The organism is Nocardioides hungaricus, from assembly GCF_054782915.1.
On record NZ_BAAGRO010000016.1, the window covers coordinates 132,167 to 157,780 of the forward strand.

Consider the following 25,614-nt stretch of genomic DNA (forward strand, 5'->3'; position numbering starts at 1 on the left):
TCATCACATCCTGAACACGCCGTAGGACGGCGCGGGGACGGGGGCGTTGGCGGCGGCCGCGAGGCCCAGGCCGAGGACGCGGCGGGTGTCGGCGGGGTCGATGATGCCGTCGTCCCACAGCCGGGCGGTGGCGTAGTACGGCGAGCCCTGGGTCTCGTACTGCTCGCGGATCGGCGCCTTGAACTCCTCGTCGTCGGCGCGACCGGCGACGGTCGCAAGCACCGACGCGGCCTGCTCGCCGCCCATCACCGAGATCCGCGCATTGGGCCACATCCACAGGAGCCGCGGGTCGTAGGCGCGCCCGCACATGCCGTAGTTGCCGGCGCCGAAGGAGCCGCCGATCACGATGGTGAACTTCGGGACCACCGAGCAGGCGACCGCGGTGACCAGCTTGGCGCCGTCCTTGGCGATGCCGCGGTTCTCGTACTCTCGGCCGACCATGAAGCCGGTGATGTTCTGCAGGAACACCAGCGGGATGCCGCGCTGGTTGCACAGCTCGATGAAGTGCGCGCCCTTGAGCGCCGACTCGCTGAACAGGATGCCGTTGTTGGCCACGATCCCCACCGGGTGCCCCCACACGTGCGCGAACCCGGTCACCAGCGTCTCGCCGTACAGCCTCTTGAACTCGTGGAAGCGGCTGCCGTCGACGACCCGACGGATCACCTCGCGCACGTCGTACGGCGTGCGCGTGTCGGCCGGGACCACGTCGTAGAGCGTGCTCGGGTCCTCGTGCGGCTCCTCCACCTCGGCCGGGGGTTGAGGAGGGCGTTCTGCGCCCGTCTCGAAACCACTTCGGCGGGGCAGCGTCCCGACGATGCTGCGCACGATCCGCAGCGCGTGCGCGTCGTCCTCGGCGAGATGGTCGACCACACCCGACGTGCGCGCGTGCACGTCGCCGCCGCCGAGCTCCTCGGCCGTGACGACCTCGCCGGTCGCGGCCCGCACCAGCGGCGGGCCGCCGAGGAAGATCGTGCCCTGGTCGCGCACGATCACCGTCTCGTCCGACATCGCCGGCACGTAGGCGCCGCCGGCGGTGCACGAGCCCATCACGCTGGCGATCTGGGCGATGCCGCGCGCGGAGAGGTTGGCCTGGTTGAAGAAGATCCGGCCGAAGTGCTCGCGGTCGGGGAACACCTCGTCCTGCATCGGCAGGAACGCGCCGCCGGAGTCGACGAGGTAGACGCACGGCAGGTGGTTGTCGCTCGCGACGGTCTGCGCGCGCAGGTGCTTCTTGACCGTCATCGGGTAGTAGGTGCCGCCCTTGACGGTTGCGTCGTTGGCGACGACCACGACCTCGCGGCCGCTCACCCGGCCGATGCCGGTCACGACCCCGGCGCTCGACACCTGCCCGCCGTACATCCCGTACGCCGCCAGCGGGCTCAGCTCCAGGAACGGGCTGCCCGGGTCGAGCAGCCGGTCCACCCGCTCGCGCACCAGCAGCTTGCCCCGGTCCGTGTGCTTGCGCCGGGCCGCCTCGCTGCCGCCCAGCCGGACGATCGCGAGCCGCTCGCGCAGCTCGTCGGTCAGCTCCCTCATCTGGCTCACCCGACCAAGGTTAGCGATCGTTAACCTGCGGGTCCACCGTCGTTTCGCGGGCATCGTGACGTGACGCCCTACGGGATGCGGCCCGCCATGATGATTCCGGATGAGTGAGGCGCCCCGGCGAACCAGGTCAGTCGGGGGCACCTCACTCGGCCCAGCAACTACGACTCGTGCGGTTGCTTCTTCCGCAGCCGCCGTCGGTACTCGAGGACTCCCTCGAACGTAAAGACGGTCAACGCAATGACTGCGATCGTGGCGACAGGACTGGCGATCTCGAACTGCCCCAGGGCGTTCATCATGATCACGGTGAGATAGACCAGGCCGACGCCTGAGCCAGCCCACAGGTAGTCGCGAACGCCAAGGCGCGGACGCCGGTTGCTGGTCATGGATGTCATTCTGCTGGCTGTCGACGCCGTCGACCCTCGCGCCGTCCTCTCGCAGTTCGGACAGCGAAGATCTACCGACCTGGTCGACTTTAGGCTGGGGGTCCGTCGATGCAGGGAGAGACCATGACCTACCGTCCCGAGACCCTGGCGGTCCACGCCGGCCAGGAGGAGGCCGACCCGGCCACCAACGCCCGCGCGGTGCCGATCTACCAGACCACGTCGTACGTGTTCAACGACACCGAGCACGCCGCCAACCTGTTCGCGCTCGCCGAGCCCGGCAACATCTACACGCGGATCATGAACCCGACCCAGTCGGTCTTCGAGGAGCGCATCGCCCAGCTCGAGGGCGGCGTCGGCGCGCTCGCCACGGCCAGCGGCTCGGCAGCGACGACGTACGCCGTGCTCAACCTGACCTACGCCGGCGACAACATCGTCGCGCTCTCCACGCTGTACGGCGGCACCTACGCGCTGTTCGCGCACACGCTGCCCCAGTTCGGCATCGAGGTGCGCTTCGTCGACCCGGAGAAGCCCGAGGACCTGGCCCGGCACGTCGACGAGCGCACCAAGCTGGTCTTCGGCGAGACCATCGGCAACCCGCGGATCAACGTGGTCGACCTGCCCGCCTGGGCCGAGGCCGCGCACGCCCTGGGTCTGCCGCTGGTCATCGACAACACCACGCCCACGCCGTACCTCGTCCGCGCCTTCGACCAGGGCGCCGACGTCGTCGTGCACGCCGCCACCAAGTACATCGGCGGCCACGGCACCTCCATCGGCGGCGTGATCGTCGACTCCGGCCGGTTCGACTGGACCGCCCACGCCGACCGGTTCCCGGGCCTGACCAAGCCGGACCCGGCCTACCACGGCGCGGTGTGGACCGAGGCGGCCGGCCCGGCGGCCTACATCATCCGGGCCCGCACCGTGCTGCTGCGCAACACCGGCGCGGCCATCGCCCCGCTCAACTCCTTCCTCTTCCTCCAGGGCCTGGAGACCCTCCACCTGCGCATGGAGCGGCACAGCGCGAATGCGCTGGCAGTGGCCGAGTTCCTCGAGGGCCACGAGGCCGTCTCGTGGGTGAGCTACCCGGGCCTGGCGACCAGCCCCTACAAGGAGGTCGCCGACCGCACCTTCACCGGCAAGGGCTACGGCGGGCTGGTCAGCTTCGGCCTGAAGTCCGGCCGGGACGGCGGCAAGCGGTTCATCGAGTCGCTGCGGCTGTTCAGCCACTTGGCCAACATCGGCGACGCAAAGTCCCTGGCGATCCACAACGCCACCACCACGCACAGCCAGCTCACGCCCGACGAGCTCGAGGCGGCCGGCGTGCCGGCGGACATGGTGCGGCTCTCGATCGGCATCGAGAACGTCGAGGACATCCTGGCCGACCTCGAACAGGCCCTGACCGCCAGCAAGTGACCGGCGCCCTCGGCTACGTCGAGACCCAGCGGGTCGTCCTCGCCGACGAGGGCGACCCGCTGCGCCTGCGTGGGGGCGGGCGCCTGGACCACGTCGAGGTGGCCTACGAGACCTACGGCGAACTGTCGCCCGCCCGCGACAACGTCGTCTTCGTCTGCCACGCGCTCACCGGCGACGCGCACGCCGCGGGCCTGCACCTGGGGGCGAAGAAGCGCGGCTGGTGGGACAACCTGATCGGGCCCGGCAAGCCGGTGGACACCGACCGGCTCTTCGTCGTCTCGCCCAACCTCCTCGGCGGCTGCTCCGGCACCACCGGTCCCTCGTCGGTCGACCCCGCCACCGGGCGCGTCCACGGCCTGGACTTCCCGATGCTCCACATGGCCGACCTGGTCGCCGTCCACCGACGGCTCGCCGCGCACCTGGGCATCGAGCGCCTGTACGCCGCCGTCGGCGGCTCGATGGGCGGGATGCAGGTCCTCCAGTGGGTGATCGACGACCCCGCCGCGATCGACCGGGCGGTCCTGGTCGCGGCGTCCTCGCGCCTCACGCCCGAGAACATCGCCTTCTCCGCCGTGGGCCGGCAGGCGATCATGAGCGATCCGGACTTCCTCCACGGGCGCTACCTCGAGCAGGGAGTCTTCCCGTGGCGCGGCCAGAAGGTGGCCCGGATGACGGCGCACATCACCTACGTCTCGGCGGAGTCCCTGGACGCCAAGTTCGGCCGCCGGCGCCTCTCGCCGGACGACGGGGCCCGGATGGGCCCCGACTTCGAGGTCGAGCACTACCTCCAGCATCAGGGCGACACCTTCCTCGGCCGGTTCGACGCGCTGAGCTACCTCTACCTCACCCGCCTGCTCGACTACTTCGACCCGTTCGCCGACCCGGAGACCGACGAGCGCCTCGCGGCGACGGCCACCCGCTTCCAGGTCACCTCCTTCGACTCCGACTGGCGCTTCGACACCGCCCAGTCCCGGCGCATGGTCGCCGAGCTGGAGCGGCTCGGGGTCGGGGTCGACTTCGCCGAGCTGTCCTCACCGCACGGCCACGACTCCTTCCTGCTGGACCCGCCGGGCTACCACGAGCGGCTCCGGGCGTTCCTGGAGTCGTGAGACCACGGGGGTTAGCGACCGCTAACCTGACCGGGTGAGCCGCCCCCAGGATCGACACCCCCAGGATCGACGGAGCCAGATCCTGGAGACCGCGGCGGAGCTCTTCGCCGCGCGCGGGTTCCACGGGGTCTCGGTCGCCGACCTCGGCGCGTCCTGCGGGATCTCCGGGCCGGCGCTCTACAAGCACTTCGCGTCCAAGCAGGCGATGCTCGCCGAGATGCTGGTCTCGATCAGCGAGGAGCTGCTCGCCGTCGGCTGGCAGCGGGTGGCCTCCGCGACCGGCCCGGACGACGCCCTGACGGCGCTCGTCGACTGGCACGTCGACTTCGCACTCCGCCACCGGCCGCTGATCGTGGTCCAGGACCGCGACTGGGAGTCGCTGCCCGAGGACGCCCGCGAGCGGGTGCGCGCCCTCCAGCGGGAGTACGTCGACCTCTGGGCCGCCCAGCTCCGGCTCCGCGACGACACCGTCGACCTGCCCACCGCCCGCGCGATGGCACACGCGGCGTTCGGGCTGATCAACTCCACCCCGCACTCCGGCCTGCTCCCCGACGAGCAGCTGCGCGACGTACTCAGCCGGATGGCGCTCGGGGCGCTGGGTCCTCAGCAGCGCCCCTGAGCAGCCGCGCCGCGTAGAGCGCGGCCTCGACGGCCGCGTCCAGGTCGACGTCGTCGTCGGGCTCCGCCGTCCGGGCGTGCAGGCGCGCCAGCAGCTCGTCGCGCGGCAGGCCGCGGAGCTGGAGCAGCACGAACGGGTCGTCCTCGACCAGCCAGGCCAGCTGCTGGAGTACGGCGAGCGCGTGCGTGCACGGGTCGGCCCAGTGGTCGCAGGTGCAGGACGCGCCGAGCTCGCCGCCGTACGGCAGCAGCTCGACGCCGGCCTCCTCGGCGTGCTCGACCAGGCTGTGCGGCAGGTCGCCGGCGAGCAGCGCGGCGATCCGCCCCGACTCCGCGGCCACCGTCTCGACCAGCGCGGCGACGTCGACCGCCCCGAGCACCGGCACCGAGCCACCGACCGTCCAGAGCCCGCGCCGGTCCTCGACCGAGGCGACGTACCGCCCCGGCTCGGTGGAGATCTGGCCGACGTGGCCGCCCCGGGCGAGCGTGCGGGCGGCGCGCAGGTCGGCCTCGGCGTACGCCGCCTCCTCGACCGCGCGCACCCACGCCTTGCCCCACCACGTCGTCGCCCGCGCGGCCGAGCGCCGGGCCGGGACGCGCGGGTGCAGGACGGCGGCCATCAGTCCTCCCGGCGCAGCGTCACGAAGTCGCGCAGCTCCTCGTTGGAGAGCTCGGTCAGCGCGGCCTCGCCCTTCGCCAGCACGGCGTCGGCGAGCGCGCGCTTGCGGGTGAGCAGCTCGGCGACCTTCTCCTCGACCGTGCCGCGCGTGACCATCCGGTGCACCTGCACCGGCTTGGTCTGCCCGATCCGGTAGGCCCGGTCGGTCGCCTGGTCCTCGACGGCCGGGTTCCACCAGCGGTCGACGTGCACGACGTGGTCGGCGCGGGTGAGGTTGAGCCCGGTCCCGCCGGCCTTGAGCGACAGCAGGAAGACCGGCGCCTCGCCCGCCTGGAACCGCTCGACCATCGCCTCGCGCTCGCGCACCGGCGTGCCGCCGTACAGAAGCTGATGAGGTACGCCGGCGCGCGCGAGGTGTCCCTCGAGCAGGCGGGCCATCGCGACGTACTGGGTGAAGACCAGCACCGCGCCGTCCTCGGCGAGCACGGTGCCGACGAGCTCGTCGAGCAGGTCGACCTTCTCGCTCCGTCCCGACAGGCGAGCCCCGGACCGCTTCAAGAAGTGGTCGGGGTGGTTGCAGATCTGCTTGAGGCCGGTGAGCAGCATCAGCACCAGGCCGCGCCGGGCATCCTCGTCCGCGCGCTCGATCCGCGCCATCGTGTCGCGCACGAACGACTCGTAGAGCACCGCCTGCTCGCGGGTCAGCCGCAGCGGGTGGTCGGTCTCGGTCTTGGCCGGCAGCTCCGGCGCGATGCCCGGGTCGGACTTGCGGCGCCGCAGCAGGAACGGCCCGATCAGGTCCGCGAACTGCCGCGCCTTGGTCGGCTCCAGCCCCGACTCGATCGGCCCGGCCCAGACCTTGCGGAAGGCGTTGCGGCTGCCGAGCAGCCCCGGCGTCGCCCAGTCCAGGATCGCCCAGAGCTCGGTGAGGTCGTTCTCGACCGGCGTGCCGGTGAGCGCCACGCGCGCCGTGCTCTCGATCGACCGCAGCGCCCGCGCGGTCGAGGTGCGCGGGTTCTTCACGTGCTGCGCCTCGTCGGCGACGACCAGGTCCCACCGGACGCGGTTGAGCGTCTCGGCGTCGCGCCGCATGGTGCCGTACGTCGTGAGCACGAACCCGTCGCCCGCGGCCTCGAGGTCGCGCGAGGTGCCGTGGAAGCGGACGACCGGCGTGCCGGGGGCGAAGCGCCGCACCTCCGCCTCCCAGTTGCCGAGCAGGCTGGCCGGGCAGACCACGAGGGTGGGCCCTCCGGTGGTCGAGCCCGTCGAGGCCCGGTGCAGGTGCAGCGCGATCAGCGTGACGGTCTTGCCCAGGCCCATGTCGTCGGCGAGGCAGGCGCCGAGGCCGAGGTCGGTCATCTCGGCGAGCCAGGTCAGGCCGTGGCGCTGGTAGTCGCGCAGCGTCGCCCGCAGCGCGGCCGGCGGCTCGACCGGCTCGCGGGTCGCGGCGCTCAGCAGCCGGTCCCGGACCTTCAGCAGGCTCGCGCCGACGACGACCTGCTCCTCCTGGTCGTGAACCTGCACGGTGCCGGTGAGCGCGGCGGCGACCGCCTCGGCCGGCTTGACCGTGCGGACCAGCCGCCTCTTCGCCTTCTTCGCGATCGCCGGGTCGACCACGGTCCAGCTGCCGCGCAGCCGCAGCAGCGGGCTGGCCGACTGCGCCAGCCGGTCCATCTCCTCGGGCGTGAGCGGGTCGCCGTGCAGCGCGATCTGCCAGTTGAAGGCGAACAGCGTGTCGGCGCCCAACGTCGGCTCGTTGAGCGGCGCCTCGCGCTTCTGTGGGCTGGCCCGGTCGAGCACGGTGGTCGCCGTCAGGTCGCGGCCGAGGCTCTTCGGCCAGAGCACGTCGACACCCGCCTGCTTGAGGGCGCCGACACCCTCGTCGAGCAGGCCGACCAGCTCGTCGGTGTCGAGCGCGATCTCGTCGGGCACCCGCAGCTCGAGCAGCCGGTCGAGCACCGGCCAGGCGTCCGCGGCCGCCCGCAGCGCGATCGTCGCGTGGGTGCGCGCCCGGTCGCCGAACCCGTGCTCGTCGGGCGTCCCGGTCCACAGCAGCGCCAGGTCGCAGAGGTGCAGCGGGTTCTGCTCGTCGTGCGCCTGCGGCACGAGTCGTACGGCGCCGGCGACCAGCTCCTCCTCGTCGGCCTCGACCCGCAGCGAGATCGTCACGAGCTGCGGCAGGTCGCGGGGGTCGAGCCGCTGGTGCCGCGCCAGTCGCGCCTGGAGGCGCTGCTCGAAGGTCGGCTTGTCGTGGCGGCGTACCGGACTCGCCGCGGTGGCCGGCGCCCCACGCGGCAGCGCGTCCGCGACGGCGTCGACCAGGTCGCGGACCAGCCGCTCCTCGACCTCGCCGCCGGCGAGCATCGCGATGCGCTCCTCGTCGTCGCGGTCGAGACCGGCGGCCGCCCAGTGGTCGGCGACGGGCGCGAACTTGCCCGCGGCGACGATCCTCATACCGAGCAGCGCCGCCCCCGCGAGCAGGCCGACGCTCGGGTGGAGGTCGTCGCGGGACCGCGCCTTCGTCAGCACCGGCAGCGCGGCGCGGATCGGCAGCACCACCGTGCGCCGGTCGTCGGTGAACTCGACCACGCCCTCCCGCGGCGGCATCGCGGGCCGGAAGGTGGCCGGGCCGGTGACGGGGACGAAGGACACGCAGCGACGTTAGCCCGCGGCACCTACAGGCACCGTGCGGGAACCTGGGTGGGTGGCCACGTCGTCGTTGGAGAGACGGGGCAGCGCACCGGGGAGGTGAGCGTGGAGCGGGACGACGACTTCACGGCCTTCGCGGGCGCCCGGTGGGGTGCCCTCGTCCGGTCCGCGATCGTCCTGGGGTGCTCGCCCGAGGAGGCGCAGGACCTCGCGCAGTCCACCCTGCTGCGGTGCTACACCGCCTGGCGCAGGGTGGCCGCGGCCGACGACCGGGACGCCTACGTGTACCGGATCCTGTTGAACTGCCACCGCGACAGCCGGCGACGCCGGTGGTGGGGAGAGCGCCCGACCGGCACGCTGCCGGACCGGGGAACGCCCGACCACACCAGCCAGGTGGAGATCGCGGACGCCGTCCACCGCGCACTGGACGACCTCACCACGTCGCACCGCGAGGTCGTCGTGCTCCGCTACTACGCCGGCCTCAGCGAGCAGCGGACCGCCGAGGTCCTCGGCATCGCTCCCGGCACGGTGAAGAGCCGGCTGTCTCGCGCGCTGGCCCGCCTCGCCGCCAACTCCCACCTGTCCGACCTGCCCGACCTGCCCGAAGGAAGACCGCGATGAACGACCACACCTCCGACCTGCTGGACCGGCTCGACCGGGCCTCCGTGGCGCCCGCCCCGCTCGAGGAGCTGCTGACCGCCGGCCGCGCCGCGAGGAGACGTCGGCGACGTACCCTCGTCGCCGGCATCGTCGCGGCCACGGCGCTCGTCGTCGGAGGCGGCACGGTCGCCGCCCAGGTCCTCGTCCCCGGGGACGGGCGAGCCGCACCGTCCACCGAGGCCGCGTCCGGCGGCCCTTCCCCCACCACGGAGTCCTCCCTGAGCCGGGACGAGCTCGCCAAGGCGGAGGCGGTCGCGCGAGACGTGATCGCGGAGCAGCGCGCGACCGTGACGAGCGCTTCGGTCGTCGCCCGGGCCCGGACCACCGAGACCTCCAACACCGGACGCCCGTGCACGTCTGGTCGAGAGCTCCAGATCCGGCTGATCGGCACGTTCCCCGACACGGTCACCAGTGGGCATCCGGTGCGTCCGGGGAGTCCCATGCCGGACTTCACCGTCCGAGCCGTGGACATCACCGTCGACGCCGCGTCGGGGCTCGCCTGCCTGATCGGCGTACGGACCGGCGAGGACGGGGAGGTCGAGCCCCTCCCCGGCTCCACCGTGCTCTGGGTCGAGTAGCGGTGCCATTTTCAAGGACCAGGCCCCGGTGGGACGCTCCTGCGCATGGACGCGACGATCCGGCCCCTGGAGTCCACCGATCTCGAAGGCGTGCTGCGCCTGACCCCGCGACTCCTGGTCGGGGTGGACCCCTCCCGATCGACCGATCGGGTCCGCAAGGCCGTCGAGGGCTGGGTCGACGACTCGGTGAAGGCCGCGGGCACCGACGGTCACGCCGGATGGGTCGCGGTACTCGACGGGGCCATCGTCGGCTTCGTGTCGGTCTCGGAGGAGGACCACTGGAGCGGCGAGACAGACGCGTGGATCGGGGAGCTGATGGTGGCCGAGCGCTGCGAGGGCCAGGGGCTGGCTCGCGCACTGGTCGCGGAGGCCGAGGACTGGGCGACCGCACGGGCTCTGAGGCACGTTCGGCTCAGCACCGGGGCGGCGAACACGGGAGCTCGTGCCTTCTACGAGCGGCTCGGCTACGCGCTCAACGAGGTCACCCTGACGCGGGAGCTGCCGGCGAAGGAACTACACGCTGGTCAGGGCGTGGGTGGGTGACTCGCGGCTGGCCTTGATCGCGGGGTAGAGGCCGGCGATGGCGCCGACGACTGCTGTGGCCAGTACGGCGGCGGCACCGATCCAGAGGGGGAGGCTGACGCCCCAGTCCTGGATGCGGGCATAGCCGACGGTGACGGCGTAGCCGAGCAGAGCGCCGCCGAGTCCTCCGGTGGCCGACATGAGCGCGGACTCGGACAGGAACTGGACGGCGATGTTGCCGCGGGTGGCGCCGAGGGCCCGCCGCAGGCCGATCTCGGCGCGGCGTTCGAGCGCGGCGATGATCATGGTGTTGCTGATGCCGATGCCGCCGACGAGCAGCCCGATCGCGGCGAGACCGATCAGGAGCCGGTTGAGGGTGTCGTTGGCGGTGAGCTGGGCGGTGAGGGCATCCGCGGGGCGGTCGATCCCGACTTGCTCAGGACGTTGTGGCGACGCGGTCTGGGGCACGACCGCGGCCACGGCCTCGATCTGGCGCTCGTCGGCTCGAAGGTAGACGCCGGTGAGCGTTCCGTCGAAGCTGGTGTAGGTGCGTGCCGCCTGGGCCGGGATCATCGCGGCGGCGTCGAGGTCGGTGGCGAGCTGGAGGGGGTCCAGGATGCCGATGACGACCCACCATTGCCGTTCGATCCAGACCCGGGTTCCGGGGGCGTCGATGCCGAGGCGCTCGGCTGCGGCAGCACCGAGGACCACGGTGGGGAACGCCTGGTTGGCGGTGGTGAACCAGCGGCCCTGGGCGAGGGTGCCGTGCAGTGTGGAGAGCAGGGCTGGATCGACGGCGTCGACGACCAGGCTGTTGGTGTTGCCCGAGGGGACGTAGGGCGAGCGGTAGACACCGACGTCGGGCAGTTGCCCGATGCTGCTGGCGGCGGTGACCGGTCCGATGCGGGCCAGCATGGGTCGGGCGGTCGCCGGCAGCCGGGTGGGCTGGCCCTGGAGGTCGGGGGCGGGGTAGGCGCGCAGCAGGTTGGTGCCGAGCTGGGAGAGAAGGTCGTTGAGCTGGACCCGGCTGGACTGGGTGATGCCGGCAACGGAGACCATCGCCGCCACACCGATGGCGATGCCGAGGGCGGAGAGCGCGAAGCGCAGGGGATGACCGCGCAGGCCCCTGCTGGCCAGGCGGGCGGTGTCGGCGGGCGAGAGGCGGGCCATGTCACGCCTCGGGTCGGACCCGCGCCACAGTGCGACCCTCGGTGCGAGCCTCGGGGTACGCCGGCGCGGCGGCGCTCTCGACGAGTCGGCCGTCGCGTAGCTCGATGCGGCGGTCCATGGCGGCGGCGACGTCGCGGTCGTGGGTGATGACCACGACGGCGGTGCCGTCGCGGGCGAGCTCTCGCAGGAAGCTCACGACGATGCGCCCGTTGGCGCTGTCGAGGTTGCCGGTCGGCTCGTCGGCCAGCACGAGCGCGGGCCGGCCGACGATCGCCCTGGCGATCGCGACCCGTTGACGCTCACCACCCGACAGCGCGGTGGGTCGATGAGTCAGCCGGTGCCCCAGACCGAGGCGCTCGAGGGCTGCGGTCGCGCGCTGCTGGCGGTGGCGGTGGCCGACACCGGCGTACAGCAGGCCCTCGGCGACGTTGTCCAGGACGTTCATCAGCGCAGAGAGGTGGAACTGTTGGAAGACGAACCCGATCCGCTCGGCGCGAAGCCGCGACAGGGCCCGATCGGACAGCTCCGAGACATCGGTGCCGGCGACGTGGATGGTTCCCGAGGTCGGCCGGTCCAGCGTGCCCAGCAGCTGCAGCAGGGTGGTCTTGCCCGAGCCGGACGGGCCCAGGATCGCGGTGACGTCACCGGCATGGACGCTCAGCGACACTCCTTGGAGCGCGTGCACGTCACCGGGGTAGGTCTTGGTCAGATCGACACACTCCACGACAGCCGGGTCGCCGGCCGCCGTACCGACCGTGCTGGCGGTCATGAGGCGTCCCTGACCCGAGTGCCGACCTTGAGATCGCCGGTGACCTGGACGACGCCCTTCGCGTAGAGGCCGGGGGTGACCGGGACGTAGGAGCCGTCCTCGAGCTGGACGCCGTAGCCGCCCTCGGCCAGGGCGACCAGAGCGGTCACCGGCACCGTGAGCACGTTCGGCTCTCGGCGGGAGACGTAGGTGACGGTGACCGGGCCCGACTCCTTGGCCTGCCCGGGGCGGGCCAGGCCGATCTTGACCGACACGGTCCCGCCGCCCCCACCGGAGGCCTGGGAACCGGCGCTGGTCACGGTGCCCCGGACCTTCTTCTGGTTCGGCAGGGCGACCGAGACGCGGGCCCCCTCCGTGGCCCACGCCAGCGACTCTGCAGGAGCCGTCACCGTGACGACCTTCTCGGTGGCGGTCGCCTTGACCGCCGAGGAGACGTCGGCGGTGCCCAGCCTCGTCCGGTCGGTGGAGACTCGCACCGGTCCGGGCAGGAAGACCACGTCACCGAACTCGACCCTGCCGGTGGGATCGACGCCCAGGTCGCTCTGCCACGCCTCGACAGCCTGGGCGGTGTAGGGGGTGAACTCGTCATCGACCGTGAAGCCTCCGTAGCCCAGTGCCGACAGGCTCTGCTCGAGCTGTTCGACATCGGGTCCCCGCATCGGTGGGGACGGCGCCGGCGGCGGACCCGACGGTCGGCTGCCCTGGTCGGCCTTGCCCTGGTCGGCGTCGGACGCGGCAGTGTCGTACATCGCCCGATACGCCGGCGTCGTGCCGTACATCAGCACGATCGGCCGGTCGGCGACCCGCAGCAGGGTCTGGCCGCGACCGACGATCGAGCCCGAGGCGGGCAGCCAGGTCACCACGCCGCTGGCCTGCAGCGGGATGGCCGATGCCGAGCCGTAACCCAGCGTGCCGTCGAGGCTGGTGCTGATCGTCAGGTCCTCCCGTCGTACCGTCACCAACGAGAGGCCGGCCTCGGTCGACTTCGCAGCTGGGGCGGTCGGCGATGTGGGACGCAGCAGGAGGACGGCACCCGCCGCGGGTGCGACAACCAGGCCGATGGCCAAGACGAGCACCGATCGGCGCCGGGTCCTGCCCTCACCACTCATGGGTCGTCAGGGCGCGGCGTCGGGGCCGCGGACGATGGGCAGGCAGGTGGCGAGCGCGCGCTGAGCTCCCGCCGAGGTCTGATCCCAGAGCGTGTCCGGGCCTTGATTGGGCGACATCCCGTTCGGGAGCGGGTCGGGGAAGTCGGGGGCGCCGTTGGCCTGCATGCAGTCGGCGTACTCCTGGTTCATCTTCTTCTCGGCCGGAGTGATGGTCGCCGCGTACTGGTCGTCCCAGATCTTCCTGACCTCCGGCGGAACCGGCACCTGCAGCGTGGCGCACACCATCCGGGCCTTCGTGAGGATGGACTCCGGAACCCCGGCGGTCCCGAACTCGACCCTGCCGTACTGGTCGGGGTCCTTCACGTCGCTCATGCCCTGCTCGCGGGCGCAGTCCACCCATCGCTGTCGAGCCGCGACGAACGCCTCGAGGACCGAGTCCTTGCCGGTGGCCGGCGTGCTGGACTGGCTGCCCTCCGGTTGGCCCGTTTGGGCAGTGGCGACCCCCGGGGACGACGTGCCCTCGCAGCCGGTGAGGAGCCCCAGCGTCGAGATCACTGCCAGAGCCGTCGCCGTTCGACGTCCTCTCGTCCTCATCTCCACCACACCTCGCTCAAGGCGATCCGGGTCAGGTCGGTGGTCGTCACCCCGACCGGAACCGTGTTCGGGCCGGTGGCTGTGGCCACGGTGACGAGCCAGCTGTCGGGCGTCAGCAGGCTGACGACCGCGCTCTTGGCGTTGTCGCCCTCCCAGACCAGCAGTCGGCCGGCAGCCGTCGGCGTACAGCCGCTGGACTCCTCAGGCGGGCACAGCGTGCCTGCCAGCCGGTCGGCCCGGGACTTGTCCAGCCTCTCGATCACGACGACCACCTGGGACCTGGCGACGCCGCCGCTAACCGCACGTTGGAGCACCACGTAACCGGTCCGGGCCGACGCTCCGGCCTGCAGGAGATCGTCCGGGTATCCCGCTGTTCTCAGGTCGGGAGCGAGCCGGCCGGGAGCGGCGCCGTTGAGGACGTGCACGGCTCGAGCCTCGGTGGTGAGGACCGCCGTCAAGGTCTGCGCCATCTGGTCCCCGGCCACGGCCAGCTGGCGAGCCGGAGCCGCAGACGGGGAGACGGCTGCCGGGGACTGACCGACCAGTGCCGTCGCGCCGTACGTCACGCTGCCGCCGAAGACCGCAGCAGCCGCAGCAAGCCCGACCGTCCAGCGCCGACGTCGCAGCCGCGAGCGGCGGAGTCCGTCCTCGATGCTGGCCTCGACCACTCCTGCGGGGATCCGCGTGACTTCCGCGGCCGTGGCGTGGAGAAGCGCAGTGAGCTCTCGTTCAATCACGGCACGTCACCTCCGGACTGCCCTGCGTGGCGATGGGAGTGGTCGACTCGTGGAACTCGGCGAGGAGGTCCCGCAACCGGGGGAGGGAGCGACTCGCCCGCACTCGCACGTTCCCCGGAGACTGCTTGACCATCGCGGCCACCTCGTCGACCGGCAGATCCTCGAGGTACCTCAGGACGACGATCGCTCGATCGAGCGGCTTCAGCTCCTGCAGCGCTCGGTAGAGGTCGAGTCTCAGCGTCAGGTCCACCTCCGTGCCGCCACCGTCGGGGAGCGTCTCGGTCGGGTACTCGCGCGAGCTGCGTCTGCGTCGGCCGGCGAGGAAGACGTTGGTCAAGGTGGCCTGGGTATAGGCGACCGGGTCATCGATCCGCCTCGTGCCCCACGCCATGAAGACCCGGGTCAGCGCCTCCTGGACGAGGTCCTCGGCGGTGTGCGTGTTGCCGCACAGCGCCAGCGCGGACCGGTAGAGCTTGGGGAGCCGGGCCTCCGCGAAGGACCGGAAGCCGTCGGTATCGGAGACCACGCCAGCCCTCCCCTCATCCGTCTGATCCGTCGGTTGCCCATCGATCTCATCATCGAGTGGCACTTGCTAGATGCGCCGAGGTCGAGCCGTTGTTACAGAGTCCGTCCAACTCATCTCAGCGACCCGCCTATGCCATACCGATACGTACGTCGTACTGGTATGCATATCTAGGGTGTCACCTTCGGTACGCTTGTCCGTATGGCACTGACCACGCTGAAGGTCCCGACCGAGTTGCGCGACCGCATCGCCGGCGAGGCGCGTCGCGAGGAGAAGACGATCGCGGCGTTCCTGGCCGGGCTGGTCGACCAGTGGGAGCGGGCCAGGCGCGAGGAGGCTCTTCGCGACGCCATCGCGGCGAGCCCGCCCGATGCCGAGTACTGGTCGGACTTCGCCGCCTTCGCGGCCATGGACGCAGAGCTGCCCGGTGAGTGAGGACCACGACCCGGCCCCCGGCCCACTCCCCGGCCTGGCGCGCGGCATGGTGGTGTGGGCGGCCCCCGACCCGACCGTCGGCCGCGAGCAGTCCGGACGCCGCCCGGTCCTGGTCGTCTCCTCGGAGATGTATCTGCGCACCGTCACCGAGCTGGTCCTGACCGTGCCGGTCACCACGACCGACCGCGGGTGGCCCAACCACATCCGGCTCTCGGGCGACCTGACCCTGGAGGGCGCCTGCTTCGCGATGACCGAGCAGGTCCGCGCGACGTCGCGCTCGCGACTGGGCAAGATCGCCGGCATGGTCGACGAGGAGACCATGGGCGAAGTCGATGGCTGGCTCCGCGACTTCCTCGCCCTGCGATGACGCCGGAGGCCGGGTGAGCGACCCGCGCAAGGCTGCAGCAGACGTTGATCCAACGACGACGCCGGTCGACGCCACCTCGGACGTCGCTCGTGGAGAATCGCTCCATGGCGGTCGCGGTCGTTCCCCATTCCGACGAGTGGACCATCCAGTTCGAGACCGTCGCGAAGGTACTGCGGGACGCAGTGCGGGACCTACCGGGGGCGCAGCTCGAGCACGTCGGGTCGACCTCGGTGCCGGGCCTCGCGGCGAAGGCGATCCTGGACATCGACGTGATCGTGGCGGCGGCACACCAAGCGGCGGCGACCAGATCTGCCAGGCAGGCAGCAGGCCAGGAAGTTCCGCAAGGGCAAGACCGGGGTGCGCTGACCCTCGCGGACGATGACTTCTTCCCACTCGTCGAGGAGTTCGTCGGTCCAGACCCAGGTGAACAGGAAGTCTTCGGACAGGGTGAGCAGTACGTCCATGATCGTGAACGGGAACAGCTCACTGGTGTCGATGAAGACCCGTTGTGGACGGGCCACCGTGCTACTCGCCGATGGCCGCGCGGATCGCGTCGCCGCCGGCGCGGCGCTGCTCGCGTTCGGCGGCGACATCGACGACGTCTTGGACGCGGATGCGGCGGTGGCGGCTGCCGGGCAGGCGGCGGAAGGCGAGCATGCCATCCTCGCAGAGCCGGTCGACGAACTGACGGGTGACTCCGAGGATGTCGGCGGCCTGTGCGGGAGTGACCTCGTCCTCGGCGCGCAGCACGACCACGCGTGCTCCGTGGGCGACGTCGTCGAGCATCGCCCGCACCGCGACCTCGACCGGAGTGTCTCCGTTGAGGCGGTCGGCCAGGTTCTTCGCGTCGGACCGGACGGTCGGGTCGACCGGGTCGAGGCTGGTCGTCAGTGCTCGGGTAGGCATGTCTCCATGATACCCGTAAGTGCAATAACGACAACTACGAACCGAGTGTCTTGCGGCCTGGGGCGTCAGCGAGGCTTCTCCGGTTTCGGGACGGCTGGCTTACCTGGTGAGTCCACACAACCGTTGGATGATGTCCTCCTGGTCGTGCCAGATCGGCGACATCGCCGTCGAGAAGACCGCCCGCAGCGCCTACTTCCCCGGGAGCAGCGAGCTGCCCGAGTTGCTGGCCGAGCGCGGGGTCGACACGCTCCTGGTCGCCGGCACGGTGACCAACGTCTGCGTCGAGGCGACCGTTCGCGACGCCAGCACCCACGGGCTCCGGGTGATCCTCGTCGCCGACGCCTGTGCCGCAATGCGCGACCGCGACCACAACGCCACGCTGCACGTCGTCTACCGGTCCTACGGCGACGTCCGGTCGACCGAGGAGGTCCTCGGCCTCGTCCGTGCCGGCTGACGTGCCGGCCCCGCTCGCTACTCCGCCGCGACCCGCGGCTTGCGCCGGATGCCGAACAGCGTGAACAGCAGCGCGCAGACGGCGGTGACGCAGAGCAGCAGCAGGCCGGTCGTGTAGCTGTGGTCCGCCTCGTCGTAGGTCGCGCCCATGACCAACGGCGGGAAGAACCCGCCGAGGCCCCCGGCCGCGCCGACCAGGCCGCTGACGCTGCCGACGCGCTCCTGGGGCGCCTGCGACGCGACCCACGCGAAGACGCCGCCGGTGCCGAGGCCGAGGAACGCGGCGAGTACGACGAACGCGACGCCGGCCGGGACCTCCGGCTGCGGCTGCAGCGCGACGACGACCGCCAGCGCCGCGGCGCCCGCGAACGAGACCGACGCGACCAGCCGCGGGCCGACCCGGTCGGACAGGGTGCCGCCGACCGGGCGGGCGAGGACCGCGGCGATCGCGAAGCCCGCCGTCCGCGTGCCGGCCTGGGTGAGGTCGAAGTCGTAGACGTCCTTGAGGTAGGTCGGGAGGTAGGTCGAGAACGCGACGAAGCCGCCGAAGGCGACCGCGTAGAGGAACGACATCTGCCAGGTCACCGGCAGCTTCAGCGCGGCGATGAGCTTCGGGACCACCGGGTCGGTGTTCGGCGCCCACGCGGGCGAGTCGCGCATCGCCGTCCAGACGAGGGCCGCGACGACGACCAGCGCGACGGCGACGATCAGGTGGGTCACGCCGTACCCGAACCAGTCCACGAACCGCGGCGTGAAGAACGCCGACAGCGCGGTGCCGCCCATGCCGGCGCCGAAGACGCCGGTCGCGAAGCCGCGCCGGTCCGCCTCGAACCACGCATTGGCGAACGGGATGCCGACCGCGAAGGTGGTGCCGCCGATGCCGAGGAAGAACCCGAACAGCAGCATCAACCCGTAGGAGCCCCGGTCGCCCGCGACCGCGACCAGCAGCACGAACGGCGCGGTCGCGAGCAGCAGCACGGTGAACATCAGCCGGCCGCCGAAGCGGTCGGTCAGCGCGCCGGCGAGGATCCGGCCGAGCGAGCCGACGAGCACCGGCGTGGCCACGAGCAGCGACTTCTCGCCCGAGGTGAGGCCCATGCTCTCGGCGTACCGCACCCCGAGCGGGGCGATCATGTTCCAGGCCCAGAAGCTGATCGCGAAGGCCAGCGTGGCGAGGGCGAGGTTCTTCGACTGGCCGGCCATCGGGGTCATCGCGGCCTCCGGTCGCGGTCGGAGGCACGATCGGAGGTGCCGACCGGGCTCCAGCCCGCGCGCGGCCGTCCGGTCGGGGCGGGGGTCCGCGCGTCCCGGCTCCGGTAGACGATGTAGGGGCGGAACAGGTAGTGCAGCGGCGCGGTGAACGCGTGCACGAGCCGGGTGAACGGCCACGCGGCGAAGAGCAGCATCCCGACCAGCGCGTGGACGTGGAACTGGATCGGCGCCGCGGCCATCGCCTCGACGTCGGGCTGCAGCCGGAAGATCGAGCGGAACCACGGCGAGACGGTCTCGCGGTAGTTGTGCGCCTGCGAGCCCGCGCCGACGCTGATCAGCGTGGTCCACAGACCCAGCGTGATCGCCCCGACGAGCAGCACGTACATGACCTTGTCGTTGAGGGTGGTCGCCATGAAGACCGGGCCGGTACGCCGCCGGCGGATCACCAGGATCACGATGCCCACGAGCGTGCAGACACCGGCGATGCCGCCGAAGAGCAGCGCGTTGAAGTGGTACATGTCCTCCGAGATGCCGACCCGCTCGGTCCAGTCCTGCGGGATCAGCAGCCCGCCGACGTGGCCGATGAAGACCATCAGGATGCCGAAGTGGAACAGCGGCGAGCCGATCCGCAGCAGCCGCGACTCGTAGAGCTGCGAGGACCGGGTGGTCCAGCCGAACTTGTCGTAGCGGTAGCGCCAGATCGTGCCCAGCACGAGCGTCGCGATCACCAGGTAGGGCAGCACGCCCCACAGCAGCACGTTCACCGGTAGCCTCCGATCGGCAGCAGGTCGAGTCCGACGGTCTCGGCGGGCGGCGGGCTGCCCACCATCGCCTGCACGGCGGCCCGGTCCGCCGGCGACGCCCCGGGCAGGGTCGCGCAGACGGCGGCGACCACGCCGGCGTACGGCGTGCCGTCCTCGGCGAGCCCGATCCGCAGCAGCTCCAGGCTGGGGCGGTACTCCCGCAGCATCGCCTCGCCCGCCTTCGGGTCGGCGATCGCGGCGAACTCCAGCACCATCGGCAGGTAGTCGGGCAGCTCACCGGAGGTGTCGACGAGGAAGCCGCTCTCGCGGTAGGCCGCCTTGAACAGCCCGAGCACCTCGCCCCGGCGGCGGGTGTCGCCGTCGGTCCAGTAGGACAGGTAGAGCGCGTGCCGCCGGGACAGGTCGAAGACCTCGACGTACTGCCGCTCGAGCTCGCGCAGCGGCGTGCGCTCCAGGTGGTCGAGGAACGCGTCGAGCGAGGTCACCCGGTGCTCGGCGAGCGCGGCGCGCAGCACCGGCACCCGGTCGAGCAGGGACCGGTCGGGGTAGGAGAGCAGGTACGACGCCGCCTGCCGTGTCACCCGGTGGTCGAGCCTGTCGAGACCCCTCACGACGACGGCTCCTCTCGCTTCGCGGGGAAGAGCCCGGGCGGGGTGCCGTTGCCGTCCCAGTTGAGCAGGTTCACCCGGCCGCGCAGCTCCTCGGCGCCGGCCGGCGCGTCGGTCGTCTGCCGCTGCTTGAGCGCGTGGAAGGTCTCCACCGCGACCGGTACCGGCCGGCCGCTGGCCTCGCCGAACGGCGCCGAGCCATACATGCCCGGGCCGTCCTCGAAGTCCAGGGAGCAGCCGAGCTCCTCGAGGTCGTGGGCCTGCTCGACGTGCGCCTTGGGGATCACGTAGCGCTCGTCGTACTTGGCGATCGCCATCAGCCGGTACATCTCGTACATCGACTCCTCGGTCATGCCGACCGCCTCGGGGATCGAGGCGTCGGGCTCGCGGCCGAGGTTGACCCCGCGCATGTAGGCGCGCATCGCGGCGAGCTTGCGCAGCACGCCGTCCACGACGTCGGTGTCGCCGGCGGTGAAGAGTTCGGCGAGGTACTCGACCGGGATCCGCAGCGCCTCGATCGCACCGAAGAGCACGTCGCGGTCCTCGGCGTCGTGGCCCTGCTCGGAGAGCAGGTCGACCACCGGCGAGAGCGGCGGGACGTACCAGACCATCGGCATCGTGCGGTACTCCGGGTGCAGCGGCAGCGCGACGCGGTACTTCTTGGCGAGCGCGTAGACGGGCGAACGGCGGGCCGCGTCCAGCCAGTCCTCCGGGATGCCCTGCTCGCGCGCGGCCGCGACCACCTGCGGGTCCGCCGGGTCGAGGAGCAGGTCCAGCTGCGCCTCGTAGAGGTCCCTCTCGTCGGGCACCGACGCGGCCGCGGTGACCGCGTCGGCGTCGTACAGGAAGAGGCCGAGGTAGCGCAGCCGACCCACGCAGGTCTCGGCGCACACCGTGGGGATGCCGACCTCGATCCGCGGGTAGCAGAACGTGCACTTCTCGGCCTTGCCCGACTTGTGGTTGAAGTAGATCTTCTTGTACGGGCAGCCGGTGATGCACTGGCGCCAGCCGCGGCAGCGATCCTGGTCGACGAGCACGATGCCGTCCTCGGAGCGCTTGTAGATCGCGCCGGACGGGCAGGAGGCCATGCAGGACGGGTTGAGGCAGTGCTCGCAGATCCGGGGCAGGTAGAACATGAAGGTCTGCTCGAACTCGAACCTGATCTTGTCCTCGGACTCCCTGCGGATCCGCTGCACGATCGGGTCGAGGTGCCCCAACTCGGGGGCGCCGGCCAGGTTGTCGTCCCAGTTGGCCGACCAGGTGACCTGGGTGTCCTCGCCGGTGATCAGCGACTTGGGCCGGGCGACCGGGAAGTCGTCGCCGAGCGGCGCCTCGACCAGCGTCTTGTAGTCGTAGGTCCACGGCTCGTAGTAGTCGTCGAGCTCGGGCTGCACCGGGCTGGCGAAGATCGAGAGCAGCCGCCTGAGCCGGCCGCCGGTCTTGAGCCGGAGCCGGCCGCGCCGGTTGAGCTCCCAGCCGCCCTTCCACCGCTCCTGGTCCTCGTGCCGGCGCGGGTAGCCCTGGCCGGGCCGGGTCTCGACGTTGTTGAACCAGACGTACTCGGTGCCGGCCCGGTTGGTCCACGCCTGCTTGCAGGTCACCGAGCAGGTCTGGCAGCCGATGCACTTGTCCAGGTTCATCACCATGCCCATCTGGGCCATCACGCGCATCAGTAGGTCACCTCCTGGGACCGCTTGCGGATCGTGGAGACCATGTCGCGCTGGTTGCCGGTGGGGCCGAGGTAGTTGAACGTGTAGGAGAGCTGGGCGTAGCCGCCGATCAGGTGCGTCGGCTTCACCAGCAGCCGGGTGACGGAGTTGTGGATGCCGCCGCGGCGGCCGGTCGCCTCGGACTTGGGCACGTCGATGGTGCGCTCCTGCGCGTGGTGCACGAACACCACGCCCCGCGGCATCCGGTGGCTGACGATCGCGCGCGCCACGAGTACGCCGTTGGCGTTGGTGGCCTCGACCCAGTCGTTGTCGTGGACGTCGATGGCGCCGGCGTCCTGCGGGCTCATCCACACCGTCGGCCCGCCTCGGGAGAGCGAGAGCATGAACAGGTTGTCCTGGTACTCCGAGTGGATCGACCACTTCGAGTGCGGCGTCAGGTAGCGCACCGTGATCTGGAGCTCGCCGTCCGGCCCGAGCGCCGGCTCGCCGAAGAGCCGCTGCATGTCCAGCGGCGGCCGGTACGTCGGCAGCGCCTCGCCCACGTCGGTCATCCAGTCGTGGTCGAGGTAGAAGTGCATCCGGCCGGTCAACGTGTGGAACGGCTTGAGCCGCTCGATGTTGACCGTGAACGGCGCGTACCGCCGCCCGCCGGTCTCCGACCCCGACCACTCGGGCGAGGTGATCACCGGTACCGGAGCCGCCTGGGTGTCGGCGAAGCTGATCCGCTTCTCCTCCGAGCCCTCCGCGAGGTCGTGCAGCGGCCTGCCCACCCGCTCCTCGAGCGTCTTGAAGCCCTGGACGGCGAGCGCGCCGTTCGTCGTACCCGAGAAGCGCAGGATCGCCTCGGCCATCTTCTTGTCGGTGTCGATCGCGGGCCGGCCGGCGCCGGCGCCGTGGGACATCACGCCGTTGCTCCTCGCCAGCGCCTCGACCTGCTCCTCGAGCCGGTAGGCGACGTTCTTGACGGTGAAGCCGAGGGTGTCGGCGAGCGGCCCGACGGACGCGAGCCTGTCGGCGATCGCGGTGTAGTCGCGCTCGACCACCTGGAAGACCGGCCTCGTGTCGTAGGGGTCGCGCGGCGTCTCGCCCGGGGTGTCGTGCTGCAGCGGGACGCTGACCAGGTCCCGGCGGGTGCCGAGGTGGTCCTTCGCCAGCTCCGAGAGCCGCTGGGCGATCGCGTGGAACGCCTCGAAGTCGGTGCGCGCCTCCCACGGCGGGTCGATCGCCGGGCTGAAGGCGTGCACGAACGGGTGCATGTCGGTCGAGGACAGGTCGTGCTTCTCGTACCAGGTCGCCGCGGGCAGCACGACGTCGGAGAGCAGCGTGGTCGAGGTCATCCGGAAGTCGGCGGAGACCAGCAGGTCGAGCTTCCCCTCCGGCGGGTCGTCGTGCCAGGCGACCTCGCTCGGCCGCGGCGCCTCGGGGTTCTCCTCGCCGAGCACGTTGGAGTGCGTGCCGAGCAGGTTCTTGAGGAAGTACTCGTTGCCCTTGGCCGAGGACCCGAAGAGGTTCGACCGCCACAGCACCAGCGTGCGCGGCCACGACTCCGGCGCGTCGATGTCGGCGATGGCGGGCCTCAGGTCGCCCCGGTCGAGCGCGCCGGCGACGTACGCCGCCGGGTCGTCGGTCGCCGCCGCCTCGTCGGCGACGTCGAGCGGGTTCTTGTCGAACTGCGGGTAGAACGGCATCCAGCCCCGCTTCGCCGACTGCGCGATGGTGTCGGCGGTGTGCATGCCGGCGAGGTGGCCCTTGGCGAGCGGGGAGCTCAGCGAGTCGGCGGAGTAGCCGTCGGTGCGCCACTGGCCGGTGTGCATGTACCAGAACGACGTGCCGGTCATGGTGCGCGGCGGCCGGCTCCAGTCGAGGGCGTTGGCGAGCGAGATCCAGCCGGTGATCGGGCGGCACTTCTCCTGCCCGACGTAGTGCGCCCAGCCGCCGCCGTTGCGGCCCATCGAGCCGGTGAGGATCAGCAGCGACAGGATCGCCCGGTAGGTCGCGTCGCCGTGGAACCACTGGCAGATGCCCGCGCCCATGATGATCATCGAGCGACCGCCGGACTCCTCGGCGTTGCGCGCGAACTCCCGCGCGATCCGGATGCACTGCTCGGCCGGCACACTGGTGCGCTCGGCCTGCCAGGCCGGGGTGTACGGCGTGGCCGCGTCGTCGTAGCCCGTGGGCCACTCGCCGGGGAGGCCGTCGCGCGCGACGCCGTACTGCGCGAGCATCAGGTCGAAGACCGTGGTGACCCGGTGGCCGCCGACGACCCGGGTCGGGACGCCGCGCCGGAGCACCGAGCCGGTGCCGTCGGCGTCGACGAACGCCGGCAGCAGCACCTCGACGGCCTCGCTGTCCCCGCCCGCCGCGGTGAGGCTGGGGCTGACCCCCTCGAGGTCGAGGTTCCACCTGCCGATGCCGCTCTCGGCGTACCGGAAGCCCATCGAGCCGTTCGGAGTCACCGGTTCACCGGTGACTCCGTCGATGAGCACGGTCTTCCAGCGGTCCTCGTCGGCGGTGCTCGCCCCGTCTGGAGCAAGATCCGCGGCGGTGAGGAACCTGCCCGGCACCAGGCCCTGCTCGTGCTCCTCGAGCCGGACCAGGAACGGCAGGTCGGTGTACTGCCGCACGTAGTCGACGAAGAACGGCGTGCGCCGGTCGACGAAGAACTCCTTGAGCAGCACATGCCCCATGCCCATCGCGAGCGCAGCGTCGGTGCCGGCCTGCGCGGGCATCCACTCGTCGGCGAACTTGGTGTTGTCGGCGTAGTCCGGGCTGACCGTGACCACCTTGGTGCCGCGGTAGCGGACCTCGGCCATCCAGTGCGCGTCGGGCGTGCGGGTGACGGGGACGTTGGAGCCCCACATCATCAGGTACGTCGCGTCCCACCAGTCGCCGGACTCGGGGACGTCGGTCTGGTCGCCGAACACCTGCGGGCTGGCGACGGGCAGGTCGGCGTACCAGTCGTAGAACGAGGTCATCACCCCGCCGATGAGCTGGATGAAGCGGGTGCCGACGCAGTGGCTGACCATCGACATCGCGGGGATCGGCGAGAAGCCGGTGCAGCGGTCGGGGCCGTGGGTCCTGATCGTGTGGATGTGCGCGGCGGCGACCATGTCGACGGCGTCGCGCCAGCTCACCCGGACCAGGCCGCCCTTGCCGCGGGCCCGCTGGTAGCGCCGGCGCTTCTCGGGGTCGCCGACGATCTCGGCCCAGGCGAGGACCGGGTCGCCGAGCCGCTCGCGCGCCTCGCGGAACATCTCGACGAGCACGCCGCGGGCGTAGGGGTAGCGGACCCGGGTGGGCGAGTAGGTGTACCAGGAGAACGCCGCGCCGCGCGGGCAGCCGCGGGGCTCGTACTCCGGCCGGTCCGGCCCGACCGACGGGTAGTCGGTCTCCTGGCTCTCCCAGGTGATGATCCCGTCCTTGACGTAGACCTTCCACGAGCAGGAGCCGGTGCAGTTCACGCCGTGCGTCGAGCGCACGACCTTGTCGTGGCTCCACCGGTCCCGGTAGAACACGTCGCCGGCCCGGCCGCCCTCGCGGAACACCGCGCGACCGTCGCCGGTCTCCTCCCACCGCGTGAAGAAGCGCCCGGCCCGCAGCAGCGCTTCGCTCCCCGGCCCATCCACACCGATCCGAGTTCCGTTGGACACCCCGCCAACGTAGGGAGACGGTCCGGGCATGTAAAGGACCTTCGACCCTGCTGGACACCCCCTTTCGGCCCCCATCGTGGAGCACATGTGCGAGCACTGCGGATGTCGTGAGATCCCTCCGATCGCGGAGCTGATGGACGAGCACCTCGAGCTGCTCGACCACGCCGGAGAGGTACGCCGGCTGCTCGACGCCGGCGACCTCGACGCCGCCTGGGCGCGGATGTCGGTGCTCGCCGACCTGCTGGTCCGGCACGTCCGTCGGGAAGAGGCCGGGATCTTCACCGCACTGAAGGAGCAGGGCGACTTCGCCGACGCCGTGCGCGAGCTCGAGGAGGAGCACGCCTCCTTCGACGAGCTGGTCAGCGAGCTCGACCGCTCGTCGGCGACGCTGCGCGCCGACCTCGAGACGCTCTTCGCCGAGCTGACCGTCCACATCGACAAGGAGAACCTCGGGATCTTCCCGGTCGCCGTCGTCACCCTCGGCGCCGAGGGCTGGAGCACCGTGGCTCGTGCCCACGCACCGGGCCACCCGGTGGCGTCGTGACTGCCACTAC

Annotated in this window: 26 protein-coding genes and 1 pseudogene; 11 read left to right on the top strand and 16 right to left on the bottom strand. The window is 71.5% G+C overall.

The genetic code is table 11. From position 1 onward, the window contains the following. Positions 1-3 precede the first annotated feature (3 nt). Together ACYVKX_RS05655 and ACYVKX_RS05660 are read right to left on the bottom strand one after the other, a co-directional pair. Positions 4-1,536 (bottom strand): carboxyl transferase domain-containing protein, encoded by a 1,533-nt coding sequence (locus ACYVKX_RS05655; RefSeq protein WP_460830098.1) that lies wholly within the window; start codon positions 1,534-1,536, stop codon positions 4-6. A 167-nt stretch (positions 1,537-1,703) separates the two neighbouring features. Beyond that, positions 1,704-1,928, bottom strand: a complete 225-nt coding sequence (locus ACYVKX_RS05660; RefSeq protein ID WP_460829721.1) for a hypothetical protein — start codon at positions 1,926-1,928, stop codon at positions 1,704-1,706. A 123-nt stretch (positions 1,929-2,051) separates the two neighbouring features. Here ACYVKX_RS05660 and ACYVKX_RS05665 point away from each other — a divergent pair, with 123 nt between their 5' ends. Genes ACYVKX_RS05665 through ACYVKX_RS05675 form a run of 3 tightly spaced genes read left to right on the top strand, consistent with a single transcriptional unit; the run spans position 2,052 to position 5,066 of the window. Continuing rightward, positions 2,052-3,338, top strand: coding sequence for an O-acetylhomoserine aminocarboxypropyltransferase/cysteine synthase family protein (locus ACYVKX_RS05665; RefSeq protein WP_460829723.1), 1,287 nt, complete (start codon positions 2,052-2,054; stop codon positions 3,336-3,338). After that, positions 3,335-4,447, top strand: a complete 1,113-nt coding sequence (gene metX / locus ACYVKX_RS05670; RefSeq protein ID WP_460829724.1) for a homoserine O-acetyltransferase MetX — start codon at positions 3,335-3,337, stop codon at positions 4,445-4,447. The genes ACYVKX_RS05665 and metX overlap by 4 nt, the downstream gene beginning before the upstream one ends. Before the next feature lie 34 nt (positions 4,448-4,481). After that, entirely contained in the window at positions 4,482-5,066 is a 585-nt protein-coding gene (locus ACYVKX_RS05675) for an SACE_7040 family transcriptional regulator (protein WP_460829726.1), read from the top strand. Here the strand turns inward: ACYVKX_RS05675 and ACYVKX_RS05680 are convergent. Further along, positions 5,020-5,685 (bottom strand): SWIM zinc finger family protein, encoded by a 666-nt coding sequence (locus ACYVKX_RS05680; protein ID WP_460829727.1) that lies wholly within the window; start codon positions 5,683-5,685, stop codon positions 5,020-5,022. The two genes, ACYVKX_RS05675 and ACYVKX_RS05680, sit on opposite strands and share 47 nt — an antisense overlap. Continuing rightward, on the bottom strand, positions 5,685-8,336 hold the full coding sequence (locus ACYVKX_RS05685; protein WP_460829729.1) for a DEAD/DEAH box helicase: 2,652 nt from the start codon (positions 8,334-8,336) through the stop codon (positions 5,685-5,687). Before ACYVKX_RS05685 ends, ACYVKX_RS05680 begins: the two co-directional genes overlap by 1 nt. Before the next feature lie 102 nt (positions 8,337-8,438). Between ACYVKX_RS05685 and ACYVKX_RS05690 the strand changes: the two genes are divergently transcribed. From ACYVKX_RS05690 to ACYVKX_RS05700, 3 genes are read left to right on the top strand one after another with little or no spacing between them, the layout of a single operon-like run. Next, positions 8,439-8,954 (top strand): SigE family RNA polymerase sigma factor, encoded by a 516-nt coding sequence (locus ACYVKX_RS05690; RefSeq protein WP_460829731.1) that lies wholly within the window; start codon positions 8,439-8,441, stop codon positions 8,952-8,954. Then, positions 8,951-9,571, top strand: coding sequence for a hypothetical protein (locus ACYVKX_RS05695; protein ID WP_460829732.1), 621 nt, complete (start codon positions 8,951-8,953; stop codon positions 9,569-9,571). The genes ACYVKX_RS05690 and ACYVKX_RS05695 overlap by 4 nt, the downstream gene beginning before the upstream one ends. A gap of 45 nt (positions 9,572-9,616) precedes the next feature. After that, a complete protein-coding gene (locus ACYVKX_RS05700; protein ID WP_460829734.1) occupies positions 9,617-10,114 on the top strand; it encodes a GNAT family N-acetyltransferase in 498 nt (165 codons plus the stop codon). Here ACYVKX_RS05700 and ACYVKX_RS05705 read toward each other — a convergent pair. Genes ACYVKX_RS05705 through ACYVKX_RS05730 form a run of 6 tightly spaced genes read right to left on the bottom strand, consistent with a single transcriptional unit; the run spans position 10,085 to position 14,998 of the window. Then, the gene (locus tag ACYVKX_RS05705; RefSeq protein ID WP_460829736.1) at positions 10,085-11,263 is read right to left on the bottom strand and encodes an ABC transporter permease; all 1,179 of its coding nucleotides are present in this window, start codon (positions 11,261-11,263) and stop codon (positions 10,085-10,087) included. The two genes, ACYVKX_RS05700 and ACYVKX_RS05705, sit on opposite strands and share 30 nt — an antisense overlap. A 1-nt stretch (position 11,264) precedes the next feature. Further along, a complete protein-coding gene (locus tag ACYVKX_RS05710; RefSeq protein WP_460829737.1) occupies positions 11,265-12,032 on the bottom strand; it encodes an ABC transporter ATP-binding protein in 768 nt (255 codons plus the stop codon). After that, complete coding sequence (locus ACYVKX_RS05715; protein WP_460829739.1) at positions 12,029-13,108, bottom strand: peptidoglycan-binding protein; 1,080 nt, start codon at positions 13,106-13,108, stop codon at positions 12,029-12,031. Before ACYVKX_RS05715 ends, ACYVKX_RS05710 begins: the two co-directional genes overlap by 4 nt. 39 nt (positions 13,109-13,147) lie before the next feature. Continuing rightward, a complete protein-coding gene (locus ACYVKX_RS05720) occupies positions 13,148-13,696 on the bottom strand; it encodes a hypothetical protein (RefSeq protein WP_460829741.1) in 549 nt (182 codons plus the stop codon). A 35-nt stretch (positions 13,697-13,731) separates the two neighbouring features. Further along, positions 13,732-14,472: a hypothetical protein gene (locus tag ACYVKX_RS05725; protein WP_460829743.1), complete on the bottom strand. Its 741-nt coding sequence runs from the start codon at positions 14,470-14,472 to the stop codon at positions 13,732-13,734. Further along, the gene (locus ACYVKX_RS05730; protein ID WP_460829745.1) at positions 14,465-14,998 is read right to left on the bottom strand and encodes a SigE family RNA polymerase sigma factor; all 534 of its coding nucleotides are present in this window, start codon (positions 14,996-14,998) and stop codon (positions 14,465-14,467) included. Before ACYVKX_RS05730 ends, ACYVKX_RS05725 begins: the two co-directional genes overlap by 8 nt. Positions 14,999-15,196: 198 nt before the next feature. On the opposite strand from ACYVKX_RS05730, the gene ACYVKX_RS05735 reads away from it, so the two are divergent. From ACYVKX_RS05735 to ACYVKX_RS05745, 3 genes and pseudogenes are all read left to right on the top strand, one after another. Further along, complete coding sequence (locus tag ACYVKX_RS05735; RefSeq protein ID WP_460829747.1) at positions 15,197-15,430, top strand: hypothetical protein; 234 nt, start codon at positions 15,197-15,199, stop codon at positions 15,428-15,430. Beyond that, entirely contained in the window at positions 15,423-15,797 is a 375-nt protein-coding gene (locus tag ACYVKX_RS05740) for a type II toxin-antitoxin system PemK/MazF family toxin (RefSeq protein WP_460829748.1), read from the top strand. Before ACYVKX_RS05735 ends, ACYVKX_RS05740 begins: the two co-directional genes overlap by 8 nt. Positions 15,798-15,901: 104 nt before the next feature. Continuing rightward, positions 15,902-16,150 (top strand): annotated as a pseudogene (locus ACYVKX_RS05745) (GrpB family protein); the annotation flags it as partial. A gap of 172 nt (positions 16,151-16,322) precedes the next feature. Here ACYVKX_RS05745 and ACYVKX_RS05750 read toward each other — a convergent pair. Continuing rightward, the gene (locus ACYVKX_RS05750) at positions 16,323-16,703 is read right to left on the bottom strand and encodes a helix-turn-helix domain-containing protein (protein ID WP_460829750.1); all 381 of its coding nucleotides are present in this window, start codon (positions 16,701-16,703) and stop codon (positions 16,323-16,325) included. Positions 16,704-16,833: 130 nt separating this feature from the next. On the opposite strand from ACYVKX_RS05750, the gene ACYVKX_RS05755 reads away from it, so the two are divergent. Then, positions 16,834-17,157, top strand: a complete 324-nt coding sequence (locus ACYVKX_RS05755) for an isochorismatase family protein (protein ID WP_460829751.1) — start codon at positions 16,834-16,836, stop codon at positions 17,155-17,157. A gap of 17 nt (positions 17,158-17,174) precedes the next feature. Here the strand turns inward: ACYVKX_RS05755 and ACYVKX_RS05760 are convergent, their stop codons facing one another. From ACYVKX_RS05760 to ACYVKX_RS05780, 5 genes are read right to left on the bottom strand one after another with little or no spacing between them, the layout of a single operon-like run. Continuing rightward, a complete protein-coding gene (locus tag ACYVKX_RS05760) occupies positions 17,175-18,368 on the bottom strand; it encodes an MFS transporter (protein ID WP_460829753.1) in 1,194 nt (397 codons plus the stop codon). After that, complete coding sequence (gene narI / locus ACYVKX_RS05765; protein WP_460829755.1) at positions 18,365-19,132, bottom strand: respiratory nitrate reductase subunit gamma; 768 nt, start codon at positions 19,130-19,132, stop codon at positions 18,365-18,367. The genes ACYVKX_RS05760 and narI overlap by 4 nt, the downstream gene beginning before the upstream one ends. Continuing rightward, positions 19,129-19,743 carry a nitrate reductase molybdenum cofactor assembly chaperone gene (narJ, locus tag ACYVKX_RS05770; RefSeq protein WP_460829757.1) on the bottom strand — a complete coding sequence of 205 codons (615 nt, stop codon included), beginning with the start codon at positions 19,741-19,743 and terminating at the stop codon, positions 19,129-19,131. The genes narI and narJ overlap by 4 nt, the downstream gene beginning before the upstream one ends. Further along, positions 19,740-21,410 carry a nitrate reductase subunit beta gene (narH, locus tag ACYVKX_RS05775; protein WP_460829759.1) on the bottom strand — a complete coding sequence of 557 codons (1,671 nt, stop codon included), beginning with the start codon at positions 21,408-21,410 and terminating at the stop codon, positions 19,740-19,742. Before narH ends, narJ begins: the two co-directional genes overlap by 4 nt. Further along, positions 21,410-25,090 carry a nitrate reductase subunit alpha gene (locus ACYVKX_RS05780; protein ID WP_460829760.1) on the bottom strand — a complete coding sequence of 1,227 codons (3,681 nt, stop codon included), beginning with the start codon at positions 25,088-25,090 and terminating at the stop codon, positions 21,410-21,412. Before ACYVKX_RS05780 ends, narH begins: the two co-directional genes overlap by 1 nt. A gap of 55 nt (positions 25,091-25,145) precedes the next feature. On the opposite strand from ACYVKX_RS05780, the gene ACYVKX_RS05785 reads away from it, so the two are divergent. Continuing rightward, the gene (locus tag ACYVKX_RS05785; protein WP_460829762.1) at positions 25,146-25,604 is read left to right on the top strand and encodes a hemerythrin domain-containing protein; all 459 of its coding nucleotides are present in this window, start codon (positions 25,146-25,148) and stop codon (positions 25,602-25,604) included. Positions 25,605-25,614 lie beyond the last annotated feature (10 nt).

Bases quoted from the DNA above. Each gene is read 5' to 3' on its own strand.
- ACYVKX_RS05655 (WP_460830098.1), bottom strand. From the start codon at position 1,536: ATGAGGGAGCTGACCGACGAGCTGCGCGAGCGGCTCGCGATCGTCCGG.
- ACYVKX_RS05660 (WP_460829721.1), bottom strand. From the start codon at position 1,928: ATGACCAGCAACCGGCGTCCGCGCCTTGGCGTTCGCGACTACCTGTGG.
- ACYVKX_RS05665 (WP_460829723.1), top strand. From the start codon at position 2,052: ATGACCTACCGTCCCGAGACCCTGGCGGTCCACGCCGGCCAGGAGGAG.
- ACYVKX_RS05680 (WP_460829727.1), bottom strand. From the start codon at position 5,685: ATGGCCGCCGTCCTGCACCCGCGCGTCCCGGCCCGGCGCTCGGCCGCG.
- ACYVKX_RS05695 (WP_460829732.1), top strand. From the start codon at position 8,951: ATGAACGACCACACCTCCGACCTGCTGGACCGGCTCGACCGGGCCTCC.
- ACYVKX_RS05700 (WP_460829734.1), top strand. From the start codon at position 9,617: ATGGACGCGACGATCCGGCCCCTGGAGTCCACCGATCTCGAAGGCGTG.
- ACYVKX_RS05705 (WP_460829736.1), bottom strand. From the start codon at position 11,263: ATGGCCCGCCTCTCGCCCGCCGACACCGCCCGCCTGGCCAGCAGGGGC.
- ACYVKX_RS05710 (WP_460829737.1), bottom strand. From the start codon at position 12,032: ATGACCGCCAGCACGGTCGGTACGGCGGCCGGCGACCCGGCTGTCGTG.
- ACYVKX_RS05735 (WP_460829747.1), top strand. From the start codon at position 15,197: ATGGCACTGACCACGCTGAAGGTCCCGACCGAGTTGCGCGACCGCATC.
- ACYVKX_RS05750 (WP_460829750.1), bottom strand. From the start codon at position 16,703: ATGCCTACCCGAGCACTGACGACCAGCCTCGACCCGGTCGACCCGACC.
- ACYVKX_RS05755 (WP_460829751.1), top strand. From the start codon at position 16,834: ATGTCCTCCTGGTCGTGCCAGATCGGCGACATCGCCGTCGAGAAGACC.
- ACYVKX_RS05760 (WP_460829753.1), bottom strand. From the start codon at position 18,368: ATGACCCCGATGGCCGGCCAGTCGAAGAACCTCGCCCTCGCCACGCTG.
- narH (WP_460829759.1), bottom strand. From the start codon at position 21,410: ATGCGCGTGATGGCCCAGATGGGCATGGTGATGAACCTGGACAAGTGC.
- ACYVKX_RS05780 (WP_460829760.1), bottom strand. From the start codon at position 25,090: ATGCCCGGACCGTCTCCCTACGTTGGCGGGGTGTCCAACGGAACTCGG.
- ACYVKX_RS05785 (WP_460829762.1), top strand. From the start codon at position 25,146: ATGTGCGAGCACTGCGGATGTCGTGAGATCCCTCCGATCGCGGAGCTG.